General features: G+C 56.6%; 15 protein-coding genes. 8 read left to right on the top strand and 7 right to left on the bottom strand.

What is annotated here, in order from left to right:
- Positions 1-3: 3 nt before the first annotated feature.
- Entirely contained in the window at positions 4-1,275 is a 1,272-nt protein-coding gene (rho, locus tag AC2FLE_RS17785; RefSeq protein WP_142637421.1) for a transcription termination factor Rho, read from the bottom strand.
- A gap of 124 nt (positions 1,276-1,399) precedes the next feature.
- A complete protein-coding gene (locus AC2FLE_RS17780) occupies positions 1,400-1,849 on the bottom strand; it encodes a CopD family protein (protein ID WP_496698687.1) in 450 nt (149 codons plus the stop codon).
- Positions 1,850-2,253: 404 nt separating this feature from the next.
- On the opposite strand from AC2FLE_RS17780, the gene AC2FLE_RS17775 reads away from it, so the two are divergent.
- From AC2FLE_RS17775 to dnaQ, 4 genes are read left to right on the top strand one after another with little or no spacing between them, the layout of a single operon-like run.
- On the top strand, positions 2,254-2,853 hold the full coding sequence (locus AC2FLE_RS17775) for a Maf family protein (protein WP_142637605.1): 600 nt from the start codon (positions 2,254-2,256) through the stop codon (positions 2,851-2,853).
- A complete protein-coding gene (locus AC2FLE_RS17770) occupies positions 2,850-3,683 on the top strand; it encodes a shikimate dehydrogenase (protein WP_496698685.1) in 834 nt (277 codons plus the stop codon). The genes AC2FLE_RS17775 and AC2FLE_RS17770 overlap by 4 nt, the downstream gene beginning before the upstream one ends.
- Positions 3,680-4,273, top strand: coding sequence for a dephospho-CoA kinase (gene coaE, locus AC2FLE_RS17765; RefSeq protein ID WP_496698683.1), 594 nt, complete (start codon positions 3,680-3,682; stop codon positions 4,271-4,273). The genes AC2FLE_RS17770 and coaE overlap by 4 nt, the downstream gene beginning before the upstream one ends.
- On the top strand, positions 4,266-4,988 hold the full coding sequence (dnaQ, locus tag AC2FLE_RS17760) for a DNA polymerase III subunit epsilon (RefSeq protein WP_496698682.1): 723 nt from the start codon (positions 4,266-4,268) through the stop codon (positions 4,986-4,988). Before coaE ends, dnaQ begins: the two co-directional genes overlap by 8 nt.
- Before the next feature lie 26 nt (positions 4,989-5,014).
- Here the strand turns inward: dnaQ and secB are convergent, their stop codons facing one another.
- Together secB and AC2FLE_RS17750 are read right to left on the bottom strand one after the other, a co-directional pair.
- Complete coding sequence (secB, locus tag AC2FLE_RS17755; RefSeq protein WP_142637430.1) at positions 5,015-5,512, bottom strand: protein-export chaperone SecB; 498 nt, start codon at positions 5,510-5,512, stop codon at positions 5,015-5,017.
- Between the two features lie 54 nt (positions 5,513-5,566).
- Entirely contained in the window at positions 5,567-6,067 is a 501-nt protein-coding gene (locus tag AC2FLE_RS17750) for an FxsA family protein (RefSeq protein WP_496690198.1), read from the bottom strand.
- 108 nt (positions 6,068-6,175) lie between these two features.
- On the opposite strand from AC2FLE_RS17750, the gene AC2FLE_RS17745 reads away from it, so the two are divergent.
- From AC2FLE_RS17745 to AC2FLE_RS17735, 3 genes are read left to right on the top strand one after another with little or no spacing between them, the layout of a single operon-like run.
- Positions 6,176-6,835 carry a Tim44/TimA family putative adaptor protein gene (locus tag AC2FLE_RS17745; RefSeq protein ID WP_142637434.1) on the top strand — a complete coding sequence of 220 codons (660 nt, stop codon included), beginning with the start codon at positions 6,176-6,178 and terminating at the stop codon, positions 6,833-6,835.
- Positions 6,832-7,866 carry a murein transglycosylase A gene (gene mltA / locus AC2FLE_RS17740; RefSeq protein ID WP_281995816.1) on the top strand — a complete coding sequence of 345 codons (1,035 nt, stop codon included), beginning with the start codon at positions 6,832-6,834 and terminating at the stop codon, positions 7,864-7,866. Before AC2FLE_RS17745 ends, mltA begins: the two co-directional genes overlap by 4 nt.
- Entirely contained in the window at positions 7,866-8,453 is a 588-nt protein-coding gene (locus AC2FLE_RS17735) for a Smr/MutS family protein (protein WP_496698679.1), read from the top strand. Before mltA ends, AC2FLE_RS17735 begins: the two co-directional genes overlap by 1 nt.
- Here AC2FLE_RS17735 and AC2FLE_RS17730 read toward each other — a convergent pair.
- The 3 genes from AC2FLE_RS17730 to hslU all read right to left on the bottom strand — a co-directional run bounded on the left by AC2FLE_RS17730 (position 8,450) and on the right by hslU (position 12,166).
- A complete protein-coding gene (locus AC2FLE_RS17730) occupies positions 8,450-9,667 on the bottom strand; it encodes an MFS transporter (protein WP_271950632.1) in 1,218 nt (405 codons plus the stop codon). The two genes, AC2FLE_RS17735 and AC2FLE_RS17730, sit on opposite strands and share 4 nt — an antisense overlap.
- Positions 9,667-10,761, bottom strand: a complete 1,095-nt coding sequence (locus tag AC2FLE_RS17725; protein WP_496698677.1) for an alpha/beta hydrolase — start codon at positions 10,759-10,761, stop codon at positions 9,667-9,669. The genes AC2FLE_RS17730 and AC2FLE_RS17725 overlap by 1 nt, the downstream gene beginning before the upstream one ends.
- Positions 10,762-10,858: 97 nt before the next feature.
- A complete protein-coding gene (gene hslU, locus AC2FLE_RS17720; protein WP_496698675.1) occupies positions 10,859-12,166 on the bottom strand; it encodes an ATP-dependent protease ATPase subunit HslU in 1,308 nt (435 codons plus the stop codon).
- A gap of 180 nt (positions 12,167-12,346) precedes the next feature.
- On the opposite strand from hslU, the gene AC2FLE_RS17715 reads away from it, so the two are divergent.
- Complete coding sequence (locus tag AC2FLE_RS17715) at positions 12,347-13,588, top strand: MFS transporter (protein ID WP_496698673.1); 1,242 nt, start codon at positions 12,347-12,349, stop codon at positions 13,586-13,588.
- Positions 13,589-13,790 lie beyond the last annotated feature (202 nt).

Genomic DNA, 13,790 nt, shown 5'->3' with positions numbered 1-13,790 from the left:
GTGTCAGGTGTTCATCGAATCGAAGAACTCGCCATTTGTCTTGGTCTGTTTCAACTTGGACAACAGGAACTCGATCGCGTCGGTGGTGCCCATCGGGTTGAGGATGCGGCGCAGAACGAAGGTTTTCGCCAAATCGCCTTTGTCGACCAGCAGGTCCTCTTTCCTTGTGCCAGATTTGAGGATGTCGATGGCCGGGAACACACGCTTATCTGCGATCTTACGATCCAGAACGATTTCCGAGTTACCAGTGCCTTTGAATTCTTCGAAGATGACTTCGTCCATCCGGCTGCCGGTATCAATCAGCGCAGTGGCGATGATGGTCAGCGAGCCGCCTTCTTCGATATTCCGTGCCGCACCAAAGAACCGCTTAGGCCGTTGCAGAGCGTTTGCATCTACACCGCCGGTCAGAACCTTACCCGAGGATGGAACCACGGTATTAAATGCCCTACCAAGTCTTGTGATCGAGTCGAGAAGAATAACAACATCTCGTTTATGTTCGACCAAACGCTTGGCTTTTTCGATAACCATCTCAGATACGGCAACGTGGCGGGTGGCGGGTTCATCAAAGGTCGACGACACGACCTCGCCCTTCACCGAACGCTGCATGTCAGTCACTTCTTCCGGCCGCTCGTCGATCAATAGGACGATCAGATAGCACTCAGGGTGGTTCTTTTCGATCGAGTTCGCAATATTCTGCAGGATCACCGTCTTACCGGTCCGTGGCGGTGCCACAATCAACGACCGCTGACCTTTACCGATCGGCGAAACCAGATCGATGACACGGGCGGACTTGTCCTTGATGGTTGGATCTTCGACTTCCATCTTCAGGCGCTCATCCGGATAAAGCGGTGTCAGGTTGTCGAAAGCAACTTTATGCCTGGCTTTCTCGGGATCTTCGAAATTGATCTTGGTGACCTTGATCAGTGCGAAATACCGTTCGTTCTCGTCCGGCGCCTTGATATCACCTTCGACCGTATCACCGGTGCGCAACGAATGCTGGCGGATCATTTCTGGCGAGACATAGATATCATCAGGACCGGGCAAATAGTTCGCCTCGGGCGAACGCAGGAACCCGAACCCATCTTGCAGAACCTCAAGTACGCCATCGCCGCCCACGGTCCAGCCTTCATCTGCGCGTTCGCGCAGAATCTGGAACATCATCTCGCCTTTTCGCATGGTCGAGGCGTTTTCGATCTCAAGCTCTTCGGCCATCGCCAGAAGGTCTTTGGGGCTTTTGGCTTTCAGATCGGCCAGATTGAGGGATTCATTAGACATGATGATAAGAACCTTGGCCGCATGGATGCGGCTCGGACTGGAATTTCAATACGGAAGATACGCCGCCCGGACGGGCGTGTTACGCGATAAATAAGCGCTTACCTACAAAGAGTCAAATAGCTGCTCAGAACTTCAGAACGACCGCCAGAACGATGATAACCATCAAAATGGTAGGCACCTCGTTCATCATGCGATACTGCCGCCCAGTGAGCGTATTTCGGCCCTCTAAGAAGTCCTTTCGACGTACCATCAGCCAGTAGTGGAACCAAGTCATCGCAATCACTGCTGCGCCTTTGACCCAGGGCCAGGCAAAATCCCAGCCGACTATGCCTGGTGTGAATACCATGATCAGGCCGCAGGCCCAGGCCACGTACATCGCCGGGCGCATGATCACCCGCAGCAGCTTTTCTTCCATTTCAAAGAAGATCTCCTGCGCCCCGTCAACGCCTTGGGCTTTTTCTACGTGATAGACGTACAATCTAGGCAGATAGAACAAACCGGCCATCCAAGAGATCACGGCCATGATGTGTAGGGACTTCACCCAAGGATAGATGGCGAAAAGAAGATCAGTCATTCCAGCTCCGGGCGTGGTTTGGATCTCTCCCTATAAAAAAAATAGGAAAAGAGAAAGGATGATGGTTTTGTAGGGAGATCAAATTCCGTGGATTACTTATTTACCCATCTGTTTTCCCCAGGTGGATAGTTTCACCCGAGAACTGGGTGATTCTGTTAATTTCATAAAAAACCACAATAAAACAATATGTTATTAATATGTAATGCGTAATTCTCCGGGGATAAATTGATGAATAAGCTGGGATATCCCGCTTGTCCCGATGTTCAAAGTTATCCTTGTCCAGACTGGACAGGGTTCGGGCGACTCATAGAAGTTTTTCGCGAAAACACCGGGCTTGCGTGTCAACAGGAAAACCATACAAACCATCCTTGAACGATCAACCATTTGCTCAGGGGGTTTTCCACATTTCTGTCCCCATCATATTGGCCTCGGGGTCATCCATTCGCGCGCAGTTGCTAGAGAATGCGGGCGTGCGGTTTACCGTTCAAACTGCACGCGTGGACGAAGAGACCGCCAAACGGGCTTTGCTGGCCGAAGAGGCATCTCCACGTGATATTGCCGATACTCTGGCAGAGATGAAAGCCCGCAAGGTCAGCGACAAGGTGCCGGGGCCGATGGTTCTGGGATGTGATCAGGTGCTGGATTTCGAAGGTCAGCTTTTGTCCAAACCGCAATCGCCCGAGGATGCGCTGGCGCAGCTCAAAGCGATGCGGGGCAAGCGGCATATGCTGTTATCCGCAGCCGTCATCTATCAGAATGGTGAGCCGATCTGGCGACATGTAGGTCAGGTGCGCCTGCGGATGAGGATGAGTTCGGACGCCTATCTGCGCGATTATGTTGCGCGGAACTGGGACAGCATCCGCCACGCTGTCGGGGCCTATAAGCTTGAGGAAGAAGGCGTGCGGCTGTTCGCAACCATTGACGGTGACTATTTTAACGTTTTGGGTATGCCCCTATTGGAGCTGTTGAATTTTCTGGCGGTCAAAGGGGTGATTGATCAATGAGTGGCAAGCAGATCCCGCTGGCGGGTGTGATCGGGCATCCGATTGCCCATTCGAAATCCCCAATACTGCATGGCCATTGGCTGAAAACTTATGGCCTGGCCGGTCACTATATCCCCATGGATGTCGCACCGGATGATCTTGAGGCTGTTCTACGAACCTTGCCCAAAGCCGGATTTGTCGGGGCCAACATCACAGTGCCCCATAAAGAGGTGGCCTTGGATCTGGCGGATACGGCTTCGGACCGGGCCAGGCAGATCGGGGCTGCTAATACGCTTGTGTTTCAGCCCGACGGTTCGATCCATGCGGATAACACCGATGGGTACGGGTTCATGCAGAACCTGCGCAGCGGCGCCCCAGATTGGATTCCAGCGGATGGTCCCGCGGCTGTCTTTGGTGCCGGAGGCGCCGCGCGTGCTGTTCTTCAAGCGTTGGTCGATGCAGGTGTGCCCGAGATTTTCTTGACCAATCGGACGCGCTCACGTGCAGATCGCCTGAAGGAAGAGTTTGGTACGACCATAACGGTGGTGGATTGGTTGAAAGCGGGCAACGTGGTTGAAGATGCGGAACTTGTGGTCAACACAAGTTCGCTTGGGATGCAGGGCCAGCCCGAGCTGCGGGTGCCTCTGGACGGGTTACAGCCCGGTGCCATTGTCACCGATCTGGTCTATGCGCCACTTAAGACACGCTTGCTGGAAACAGCAGAACAGGCGGGATGCACACCCGTAGATGGCCTTGGCATGTTGCTGCATCAGGCCGTACCTGGATTTGAAAGCTGGTTTGGGGTGCGCCCTGAAGTCACTTCTGATTTGCGTGCTGCGGTGCTGGGATGAGCTTTGCACTTGGCCTGACCGGTTCTATCGGCATGGGAAAAAGCACAACTGCCAGCATGTTCGTCGACGAAGGCTGTGCGTTGTGGGACGCAGATGCCGCCGTGCATCGGCTATACGCGTTTGGCGGGACAGCGATCAAGCCGATGCGTAGGGCGTTTCCTGAGGCCATTATCGACGGCGCGGTTAGCCGGGAAGTATTGAAACGGTTCATTTCAGCAGACCCGGCAGTGCTGAAAGCGATTGAGGCCATTGTTCACCCGCTGGTGGCGGCGGATCGAGCGGCGTTCCGGGAACAAGCCACCGCAGATATTCTTGTTTTCGATATTCCGCTGCTTTTTGAAACCGGTGGAGATGCGGCGATGGATGCGGTTGCTTGTGTTTCGATCCCGGCGGATGAGCAGAAACGCCGCGTGATGGACCGCGGCACCATGACCGAGGCGCAGTTCGAGCAGATCAAAGCCAAGCAGATGCCGAATGACGAAAAATGCGCGCGGTCTGATTTTGTGATCGTCACGGACAGTCTGGACCACGCCCGCGCGCAAGTGCAGGATGTGGTCAGACAGATACGGGCAGGGCTGACAGATGCGTGAGATCGTACTCGATACAGAAACCACAGGCTTTGATCCTGAAAGCGGCGACCGGATTGTGGAAATCGGTGCGGTTGAGCTTTGGAATCATGTGGCCACGGGCGAGACCTATCACGTCTATATCAACCCCCAACGGTTCATGCCCGAAGAGGCGTTTGGCGTGCATGGCATTGGCCCGGACCTGCTGGAACCGCCCCGCCCGGTGGAAAAAGGTCAGGTCACGCTGAAGGACAAGCCGGTTTTTGCCAAGGTTGGTCAGGGGTTTCGGGATTTTGTCGCTGACTCGAAACTGGTGATCCACAATGCGTCATTCGACATGAAATTCCTGAATGCCGAGCTGGGCTGGATGGGTCTGGCGCCGATCCCGATGGATCAGGCGCTGGATACGCTGGCGATTGCGCGCAAACGGTTTCCGGGATCGCCCGCCTCATTGGATGCGCTGTGCCGGCGGTTCAATATCGACAATTCGAACCGGGTTTTGCACGGGGCGTTGCTCGACTCTGAAATTCTGGCTGAGGTCTATCTTGAGCTGATCGGGGGCCGTCAGCCAGATTTCGGGCTGTCGACCTCTGCGTCTTCTTCGGTTGGCGGAGCAGAAGAGTGGCGGCCATCGCCGCGCAAAGACGCCCTGCCGCCCCGGATCACCCAGGACGAATGCGCGGCACATGAGGAATTTGTGGAAAAACTGGGCGAAAACGCCCTTTGGTCCCGCGCCTGAGGTCACTCCGGCGCGGGGAGGCCTGATTAGGCCTGAGTCTTTTGTGTCTCGGCCTGGCGACGCATCAATTCATTCCGGTACAGGCTGACAAAATCAATATTGTCCAGGTTAACCGGCGGGTATCCTCCATCGCGCGTGATGTCGCTGACGATGCGGCGCAGGAACGGGAACAGCATGCGCGGGCATTCGATCATCAGGAACGGATGCAGCTGGTCTTCGGCGACACCTTCCACATGGAACAGGCCGCAATAATCCAGCTCGCACAGGAACAGGATGTCTTCCATGCCCTTGGCTTTGGATTTGAGGTTCAGCTTGATCGACACCTCGTATTGATGCTCAGCCGGGCGCTTTTTGGCGTCCAGATTGACCTGAACCGCGATCTCGGGCTGGACATCGCCAGACACGCCTTTTTGCGCCATCACGTTTTCAAAGGACATATCGCGAATGAATTGTCCCAGAACGCGCATCTGGATCTGGGGTGCGGTCTGGGCCGCGGTGTTTTCTTGGGCGCCGTCTTCGGCCATGGGTCTACTCCGAAACTGAAATTCGCCACTGCTTAGCAAGTTGGGCGAGGCACCTCAATGCTGGTGCGGCCCTTCGACCCATTTCGATGGCTTTGACGGGTTCTGACGGGGGCGAACCTCGGTGTATTCACCGTCGATCACATCGCCCTGGGTCGATGCTTGGGGCTCGGTCCTGAACTGCGTCCCGCCGCCCATCTGAAACTGCGTGATTGTGACCTTCGAGCGGAGATAACGGAATACAGAGACCCGGACGCCAGGGATTAACAGCGCAAATCCAACGGCATCGGTGAAAAACCCCGGTGTCAGCAGCAAGACACCAGACAGCAAGATCATCGCGCCATGGGCCAAAGGTTCGGTCGGGTCGTCAAGCTCTGCAAAGGATCGTTGCAGGTTTTCCAACGCCATGCGACCTTGTGTCCGTACCAAAGCGGTGCCCAGAACGGCCGTTAGAACCACGATCGCAAGGGTTGGCCACAGTCCGATTAGCCCACCAACCTGAATGAACAGGCCGATTTCGATGATCGGAACAAGTAAAAAAGCCAGGAACAGGTACATTTGCATTATCCTTTACTGCAGGTCGGGCGGTAGACTTGTCCCGAACTGTCACCTACATAGTGGCAAGAGGCCGTGTATACAAAGTCGCGGTCTGACCAAGAGGATGAAATGAACGAACCAATGATCCAGTTGCTGGTCCTGGCCGGAATTGCCGTTTTCCTGATCCTGCGCCTGAAAAGCGTACTGGGTACACGTGAGGGTTTTGAGAAACCCCCGCTTCAACAACAGTCCGAAGCCAATAAGTCGCGCCGTGATTTTGAGGTGATTGAGGGTGGGCCAGATCACGACATTACCGATCACGTGCCCGAGGACAGCGAACAGGCGCAGACCCTATCCGCTATGAAACGGATCGAGCCGGGCTTTTCGGTGGGTGAATTTGTTCAGGGCTCTCGCGGCGCTTATGAGATGATCGTCATGGGGTTCGAAAAGGGCAATCTGGATGAAATCCAGCCCTTCCTGTCGGAAGAGGTGTTTGAAACCTTTGTTTCGGTCGTCGCCGCGCGCGAGGATCAGGGGCTGACCATCGAGGCCGAATTTATCGGTGTGCGCGAAACCACACTGGCAGATGTGAGCTTTGACAAGGATACCAACCAGGCCGAAATCACCATGAAATTTGTTGGTGAGCTGACTTCGGCCGTGCGGGATCGTGGTGGCGATATCATCGAGGGCAACCCAAACACGGTTAAACGTCAAAAGGACAGCTGGACCTTTGCCCGCGTTATGGGCTCGGACGATCCGAACTGGCTGCTTGTTGCCACGGACGCATGATTGCAGCGTTTCGGTCGCTTTTCCTGGTGGCTGTCATGACCACCTCTGCCAGCGCCGAGGTGACACGATCCATACTGTCCTATGATGACCTGAATGGTTGGGCCGCCGATGATCACGGGGCGGCCCTTTCGGTTTTTCTGAACACGTGCGGTGATCTGGATGATCCGGACTGGCAGGCATTGTGCGGCGTGGCACGCACCTATAAGCCCGATGCGGCCCGGTCATTTTTTGAGCTGTTCTTCCGTCCCGTTCTGGTCGAAGACGGGAAGGATGGCCTGTTCACAGGCTATTTTGAACCCGAACTGGACGGGTCCAAAACCAGATCGGAGCGGTACAGATACCCGATCTATAAAATGCCTCCTGAGGCGCGCGGAGCCGAAAAATGGTTATCCCGTCGCGATCTGCTGACCGGTGATGTCATGCAGGGCCGCGGTCTTGAAATCGCCTGGGTGGACGACCCAGTCGAGCTGTTCTTTCTGCAGATTCAGGGCTCAGGCCGTATCCGGTTGCCCGATGGGAAGGCGCTGCGGGTCGGTTATGGGGGCGCCAATGGGCATCCTTATCGTTCGATCGGGTCCGAACTGATCCGGCGCGGTGCCCTGGGTGCGCATCAGGTCAGTGCGCAGATGATCAAATCCTGGGTCCGCAAGAATCCCGAGGCGGGTACCGAATTGCTGTTTCACAACCCGTCTTATGTGTTCTTCCGCGAGGTGAATCGTGTTGCACCGGAATTTGGCCCTCTGGGTGCGATGAACCGTTCGGTCACCACCATGCGCAGCATTGCCGCCGATCCGGTATACACACCGCTGGGTGCTCCAGTCTGGGTCGAAAAGGACGGCAAGGATCCTTTGCGCAGGCTGATGATCGCTCAGGATACCGGGTCGGCCATCAAGGGCGCACAACGGGCTGATATTTTCTTTGGAACCGGCGATGCCGCAGGGGCCGCAGCGGGGCGCCTGAAAGATCCGGGTCGCATGGTGGTTCTGCTGCCGATTCAGCGCGCATATGCTCTTTTACCGGACGAGTTCTGATGTCGCGCCGCAAATTGACCCCTGACGAAATGGATCTGTGGCGCAAGGTGACCAAACAGGCAGATCGCCTGCATCCCGAACTGCCGCAGTCGGTGCACCCCACCTCATTGCCCAGGCCGAAACCGACAAAGACATTTAATCCCCGGATCGAGGCGTTTGAAGTCGGGCAAAACGCGGCTGGCAGGGGTGTGCGGCATGTGTTGAAACCATCCGTTACCGAAGGGTTACGCGCCAACCCGGTGCAAATGGACAGCAAGGCTTTTGCCCGGATGAAACGTGGCAAGCTCCGACCCGAGGGCAAGTTGGACCTGCATGGCTTGCGGATGGACACGGCCTATCCGGCGCTGGTGCGCTTTGTGCTAACCGCGCAGGCTTCGGGCAAGCGTCTGGTTCTGGTGGTGACCGGAAAGGGCAAGGATCGGGACGAGCCCGGCCCCATCCCCACTCCGCGCGGCGTCTTGCGTAATCAGGTACCGCAATGGCTGTCACTGCCGCCCTTGGCACAGGCTGTGATGCAGGTGACGCCCGCGCATATCAGCCATGGTGGCGACGGGGCCTATTACGTCTATCTGCGTCGCAGTCGCTAAAGCGTGCGTGCGGCGCGGCTGATGCCAATCCAGGTCAGCAGACAAACCAGCAGGAAGAATACTCCGATCCACAGGAACTGCGTGTCCAGCGGAACCCCCTGATCAATCAACACGCCGGTCAGTCCGGGGCCAATCGCCGACCCAAGGACCATGACCGCAGTGGCCATGGCCTTGATCGCGCCAATATGACGGGTTCCATAGAATTCCGCCCAGAACGCACTGGGCAAGGTGCTGTTTGCGCCGACGGTAAGCCCCAGAAAGACCAATGCAGCAACCGCACCCCCAATCGAGGTGCTTGCAGCCGCCAACATGAAGCCGATAGCTATTGGCACCTGATAAAAGGGCATCATTCGGGCGGTTCCCCATTTATCCAGTGCCCATCCCGCGACAAACATCGAGATCAGGGAAACACCTGTGTAGACGGGAAACAGCGCCACCAATTCGATATGTTGCCAGCCTTTGACCTCGGCCAGATGGACCTGATGAAAGAAGAAGGCGGTGATAAAGGCAGAAGGACCCAGCAAGGCGGGGGCCATGAACCAGAACAACGGGTTCAGCAAAGCGTCGGTGCGTGTCCAGTGCCGCCCCTGCATACCTGCTGCTGAGTACTCGCTGGCCAGACTTTGCGGTGTGCGCTCTTGCCGAAGCAAGCGCAGCAGAATCGGAATGCCGGCCACACAAATACCTGCCGAGATGATCCAGAGCAGGCGCCAATCCAAAAACACCATCGCAGCGACAAAGATTACCGGCAAAAGCGCTTCGCCAACCGCAAATCCGACCGAGGCGATCGACAAGGCCTTGCCGCGCGTTGTGGTAAACCAACGCGCCATCGCGACCAAGGCAAGATGGGTGCTCATCCCCTGCCCGAACAGACGCAACAGGAAGATCACCAGCGGTAGCAGGATCAGCCAGCGGTTCAACGCCATCGCTAGCGCCGCCACGGCTAGCCCAGCCAGGACAGCGGGGCCGAGCACACGCACCCGGAAGATATCCGTAAGCCCGCCCGCCCAGATCATGATGATGGCGGATGCGGTCGTACCCAGCGAATAGATCCCACCCCAAGCCCCATGGCTCAACCCGAACGTCGCACGAATTTCGCCGGAAAAGATCGAGATGAAGAACGTTTGCCCAAAACAGGACAGAAAGGTCAGCAGAACTCCAGCGCCAAGCCATGAGGCATTTGCTTTCAGATAATGCCCCAGGTGAAAGGACATTACGGAGAGCTGACCTTGGCCTGCCCGGTCTCGGTCAGCTCAATCTCGGTCGCCCCGGTCGGGTTGCGGACCTCGGCGGGGGCGATCACGTCAATCCCGCGTTGCCTGCCAAAGGTACTGCTGACCCGACGGGCGGAATTGATAATCGCCAAAAGCGCCGGAGAGGTTGCAGCCACGAAATGAGACGACCCGGCATCGCTGTTGAAGGCGGTCGTATCCAGAATACTGATCTTATATTCGGACAGCGCATCGGCCGAGCTGATATTTCCCAGACGTTCGCTTTTGGCGGTACCGCGCAGGCGTGCGGATATACTCAGCAGCCTGTCTTTGCGTGAGATCATCACAATGAACGGGTCAGGCAGCGTTTTGATGCTGTCCATCTGCGACCGGAACAGATCGACATCCAGATCCGGTGCGATCAGAACAACCCCTTCGATATTCCGATGCGACCAGCCCGGTTCGCGTAGCTCGGCCTGCCGCATCATCTCCATCGTCAGGGCGGTGCCCATGGAATGCGCCACAAGGATAACCCGATCGACCCCCATTGATTTCAGCTGGCGAACAGTTTGTTCCAGACCATCACGGGCGAACAGCATGCTGTCGATGTCATAGGCATAGCCATAACCCGTTGCCTGGCTTGGCCAGGAATAGACCATGGTTTCACCCGGTATTTCCAAATCATGTTCCAACTGCGCGGCGCGGAACACTGTTTCCGACTGGGTCGTGTTATAGCCGTGGATAAAGATCGAAACCTCGTCCACACCTCTTAGTCGCGAGGCAAGACCCTGGGGTCCGGCAAGCTCGTCCTCATCAGCCATCACGAACTGATTTTCCGGGTCCGGGTCGGCATAGGAAAAATCCAATGTCCCGGGTTTGTGATTGGGTGGAATTGAGACTGTCATCTCGAGAAACTGCAGCTGATCGCTGCGGCGGTACCCATAGGATCCGTCCGCTTCGCGCGCGCGGGTGGTTGCTGCGTAAATGGTTTTGGGCGTGCCAATGTCCAGTGCCGAAGGCACGGTTTGAGATACGGTCCGGTCGACACATGCGGCAAGCGTTGCCGCAGTCAGGACAAAAATAATATAGCGCAGCACCTGTCGCCCCCTAAGGAATTTGCGCACACGCTACTCTATTCTGATCCCAGGTCCAGCGGGGTCAATGACACGGACCGGCAAAAACCGGCTGGAGATATTACAGAACGTAACGGCTGAGGTCCGTAGACTTTGTCAGCTCTCCAAGATTGTCGTCAACGAACTGTGCATTCACGGTAATTTCCAAACCGGCCTGATCAGGGGCTGTGAAAGACAATTCCTCGAATACGCGCTCCATCACGGTGTAGAGCCGACGTGCGCCGATATTCTCGACGCTTTGGTTCACATCCGCTGCGATTTTCGCCAGGGCCGCGATGCCGTCCTCGGTAAAGCTGACCGTGACATCCTCGGTGCCCATCAAGGCAGTGTACTGGCGGGTCAGCGCGTTGTCTGTCTCGGTCAGGATGCGGACGAAATCCTCTTCGGTCAGTGCGCGCAGCTCGACACGGATCGGCAGGCGACCCTGTAGTTCCGGCAACAGGTCGGACGGTTTGGCAATATGAAACGCGCCTGAGGCAATGAAAAGAATGTGGTCGGTTTTGACCGGCCCATGCTTGGTGGAGACGGTTGTGCCTTCGATCAGAGGCAACAGGTCACGCTGCACCCCCTCGCGGCTGACATCACCGCCGCGTGCGTCCGAACGGGCGCAAACCTTGTCGATCTCGTCCAGAAACACGATGCCGTTCTGTTCAACCGATTCCAGCGCCGCGCGGTTTACGGTTTCGTCATCCAACAGTTTGTCAGCCTCTTCTCCGATCAGCATGTCATAGCTTTCGGCGACGGTCAGGCGTTTCTTGACGGTGCGCCCGCCAAAGGCCTTGCCGAAAATATCGCCCAGATTCATCATGCCCATCTGACTGCCGGGTTGGCCAGGGATATCGAACATCGGCATCTGGCTTGAGGTATCCGTCAGTTCCAGCTCGATCACTGTGTCGTCCAGCTCTCCGGATTTGAGCTTTTTGCGGAACATCTCGCGGGTGCCCTTACGTGCGTCTTCCCCGGCAATGGCAGTAATCACCCGGTCTTCGGCGGCCTGATGGGCCTTGGCTTTGACGTCCTCACGCATGAATTCACGGGTCTGCAGGATCGCGGCATCGGCCAGATCACGCACGATCTGTTCCACATCGCGGCCAACATATCCAACCTCGGTGAATTTGGTGGCCTCGACCTTGATGAAAGGTGCGCGGGCCAACTTGGCCAGACGCCGGCTGATCTCAGTCTTGCCAACGCCGGTGGGGCCGATCATCAGGATATTCTTGGGATAAACCTCATCCCGGATGTCATCAGCCAGTTGCTTGCGCCGCCAGCGATTACGCAGCGCCACGGCGACCGCGCGCTTGGCATCCTTCTGCCCGATGATAAAGCGATCCAGTTCCGAGACAATCTCGCGCGGGGTCAGGTCGGTCACGGGGGCAGTCCTTTCGGTCGGCATAAGTTGGCTGCGGTCTAGGTAATCACCGCAACGGCGAAAACAACAGCGGCAGCGTTGGTTAGCAACGCCCCACCCGGTTTGCAAATGCTTTCCATAGGTAAAGCGCCCGGCTTCTGGTACAGTGATTTCAAAGCGTTGAGGGCCTGGAGCGCGGAAATGACCAAGATTGCCAAGATCACCCTGCTGTTTGTCGTGTTTGTCGACCTGATCGGGCAAGGGTTGGTCTTTCCGATCATCAACTCATTGATCATGGAGACGAAATCGGGGTTCCTGCCTGAAAACACGGCCATGGGCACCCGGCATTTCTACTACGGCTTGGTGATTGGCTGTTTCTTTCTGTCCTGGTTTCTGGGCGTGGTCTATGTCTCTAAGGTTTCAGATTCCATTGGTCGCAAGAACGCGCTGCTAGTGTGTCTGGGAGGGGCATTGATAGGTTATGCGCTGACCATCGCTGCGCTGTATCTCAACAGCCTGTTGCTGTTGATTGTCGGCCGGTCGATCACGGGGTTTACGGCTGGCAACCAGCCGATCGCGCAGGCGGCAATGATTGACGGCAGCACCGATGTCACTGACCGCGACCGCAACATGGGCTATATCGTGACAGGTGTCAGCTTTGGCCTGGTTGGCGGTCCCATTATTGGCGCGGTCCTGTCGGACTCGGCCCTGCTGGGCAGCGCGGCGACGCTGAAAACGCCATTCTACGGCGCCCTTGTTCTGGTGATGATCGCCATTTTCCTTGTCGCCGCGTATTTCAAGGATACCCGGACCGAGCGTGAGCCCTTTGTCTTTCGCCCCCGCGATATCACCGACAGCCTGATAGCGGTGCGCGAACATCCGATGGTTCTGAAAATCATGCCGGTCTATGGCCTGTTCATGATCGCCAATGTGACCTTCTATGTGTTTGTCGACAACTTCCTGACCAGCGCATTTGGATACGGGGTCATCGGCGGCAGCATGGCCATGGTCGTCATTGGGGTTGCGCTGGCCTTTTCCAGCACCTTCCTGGTCAAACCTGCGCAGGAACGGTTCAGCAAACACCAGATCATCTATGTCTCACTGGTTGTGATGGTGATCAGCGGCCTAGGTTTCGCCTTCAGCCCCAGCGGTGTGCTGAGCTATGTCCCGGTCTTTTTCTTCTATTTCTTCTTTGGCGTCTCATACCCGACACTGCTGGGCCTGTTTTCCTCCAGTGTCAGCGACACCGATCAAGGCTGGGTCATGGGGGTGACCACGGCTGTCTTCTGTCTGGCCGGGGGCGTCATGTCCTTGATCGGCGGCGGGTTGATGAGTATCGACATCCGCCTGCCCTATTACATCGTGATCGTCGCGGCGATACTGGGGCTGATCGGCATGCATCGGCGCTGGAAATCCAAGGAAATCTCGGCTCTATTGGCTTAGACGGATATTGTCCACGAATGAGAGCAGGGAAGATGAAGGTAATCCAATCCCTCAGGATTACGGGCGCGGCACTATTGATTGGGCTGTTGGCCACGGGCCCATTGCCTGCGCAGCAGGTGGCGCCGCCGCCGCCGTTTCTGGCAGATTCCTCTGATCTAGGCGGTCACGTTGTCAACAAGCGGGCAGCACACGAAAGTTCGAG

This window comes from Ruegeria sp. CDSA077, from assembly GCF_059612265.1.
The sequence above is the reverse complement of the archived record's forward strand: the minus strand, read 5'-3'. Positions and strand labels throughout refer to the sequence as shown.

Coding starts and splice junctions, on each gene's coding strand:
- AC2FLE_RS17735 (WP_496698679.1), top strand. CDS start 7,866: ATGTCGCGCCGCAAATTGACCCCTGACGAAATGGATCTGTGGCGCAAG.
- secB (WP_142637430.1), bottom strand. CDS start 5,512: ATGGCCGAAGACGGCGCCCAAGAAAACACCGCGGCCCAGACCGCACCC.
- AC2FLE_RS17730 (WP_271950632.1), bottom strand. CDS start 9,667: ATGTCCTTTCACCTGGGGCATTATCTGAAAGCAAATGCCTCATGGCTT.
- AC2FLE_RS17780 (WP_496698687.1), bottom strand. CDS start 1,849: ATGACTGATCTTCTTTTCGCCATCTATCCTTGGGTGAAGTCCCTACAC.
- AC2FLE_RS17750 (WP_496690198.1), bottom strand. CDS start 6,067: ATGTACCTGTTCCTGGCTTTTTTACTTGTTCCGATCATCGAAATCGGC.
- mltA (WP_281995816.1), top strand. CDS start 6,832: ATGATTGCAGCGTTTCGGTCGCTTTTCCTGGTGGCTGTCATGACCACC.
- dnaQ (WP_496698682.1), top strand. CDS start 4,266: ATGCGTGAGATCGTACTCGATACAGAAACCACAGGCTTTGATCCTGAA.
- AC2FLE_RS17715 (WP_496698673.1), top strand. CDS start 12,347: ATGACCAAGATTGCCAAGATCACCCTGCTGTTTGTCGTGTTTGTCGAC.
- AC2FLE_RS17770 (WP_496698685.1), top strand. CDS start 2,850: ATGAGTGGCAAGCAGATCCCGCTGGCGGGTGTGATCGGGCATCCGATT.
- AC2FLE_RS17745 (WP_142637434.1), top strand. CDS start 6,176: ATGAACGAACCAATGATCCAGTTGCTGGTCCTGGCCGGAATTGCCGTT.
- rho (WP_142637421.1), bottom strand. CDS start 1,275: ATGTCTAATGAATCCCTCAATCTGGCCGATCTGAAAGCCAAAAGCCCC.
- coaE (WP_496698683.1), top strand. CDS start 3,680: ATGAGCTTTGCACTTGGCCTGACCGGTTCTATCGGCATGGGAAAAAGC.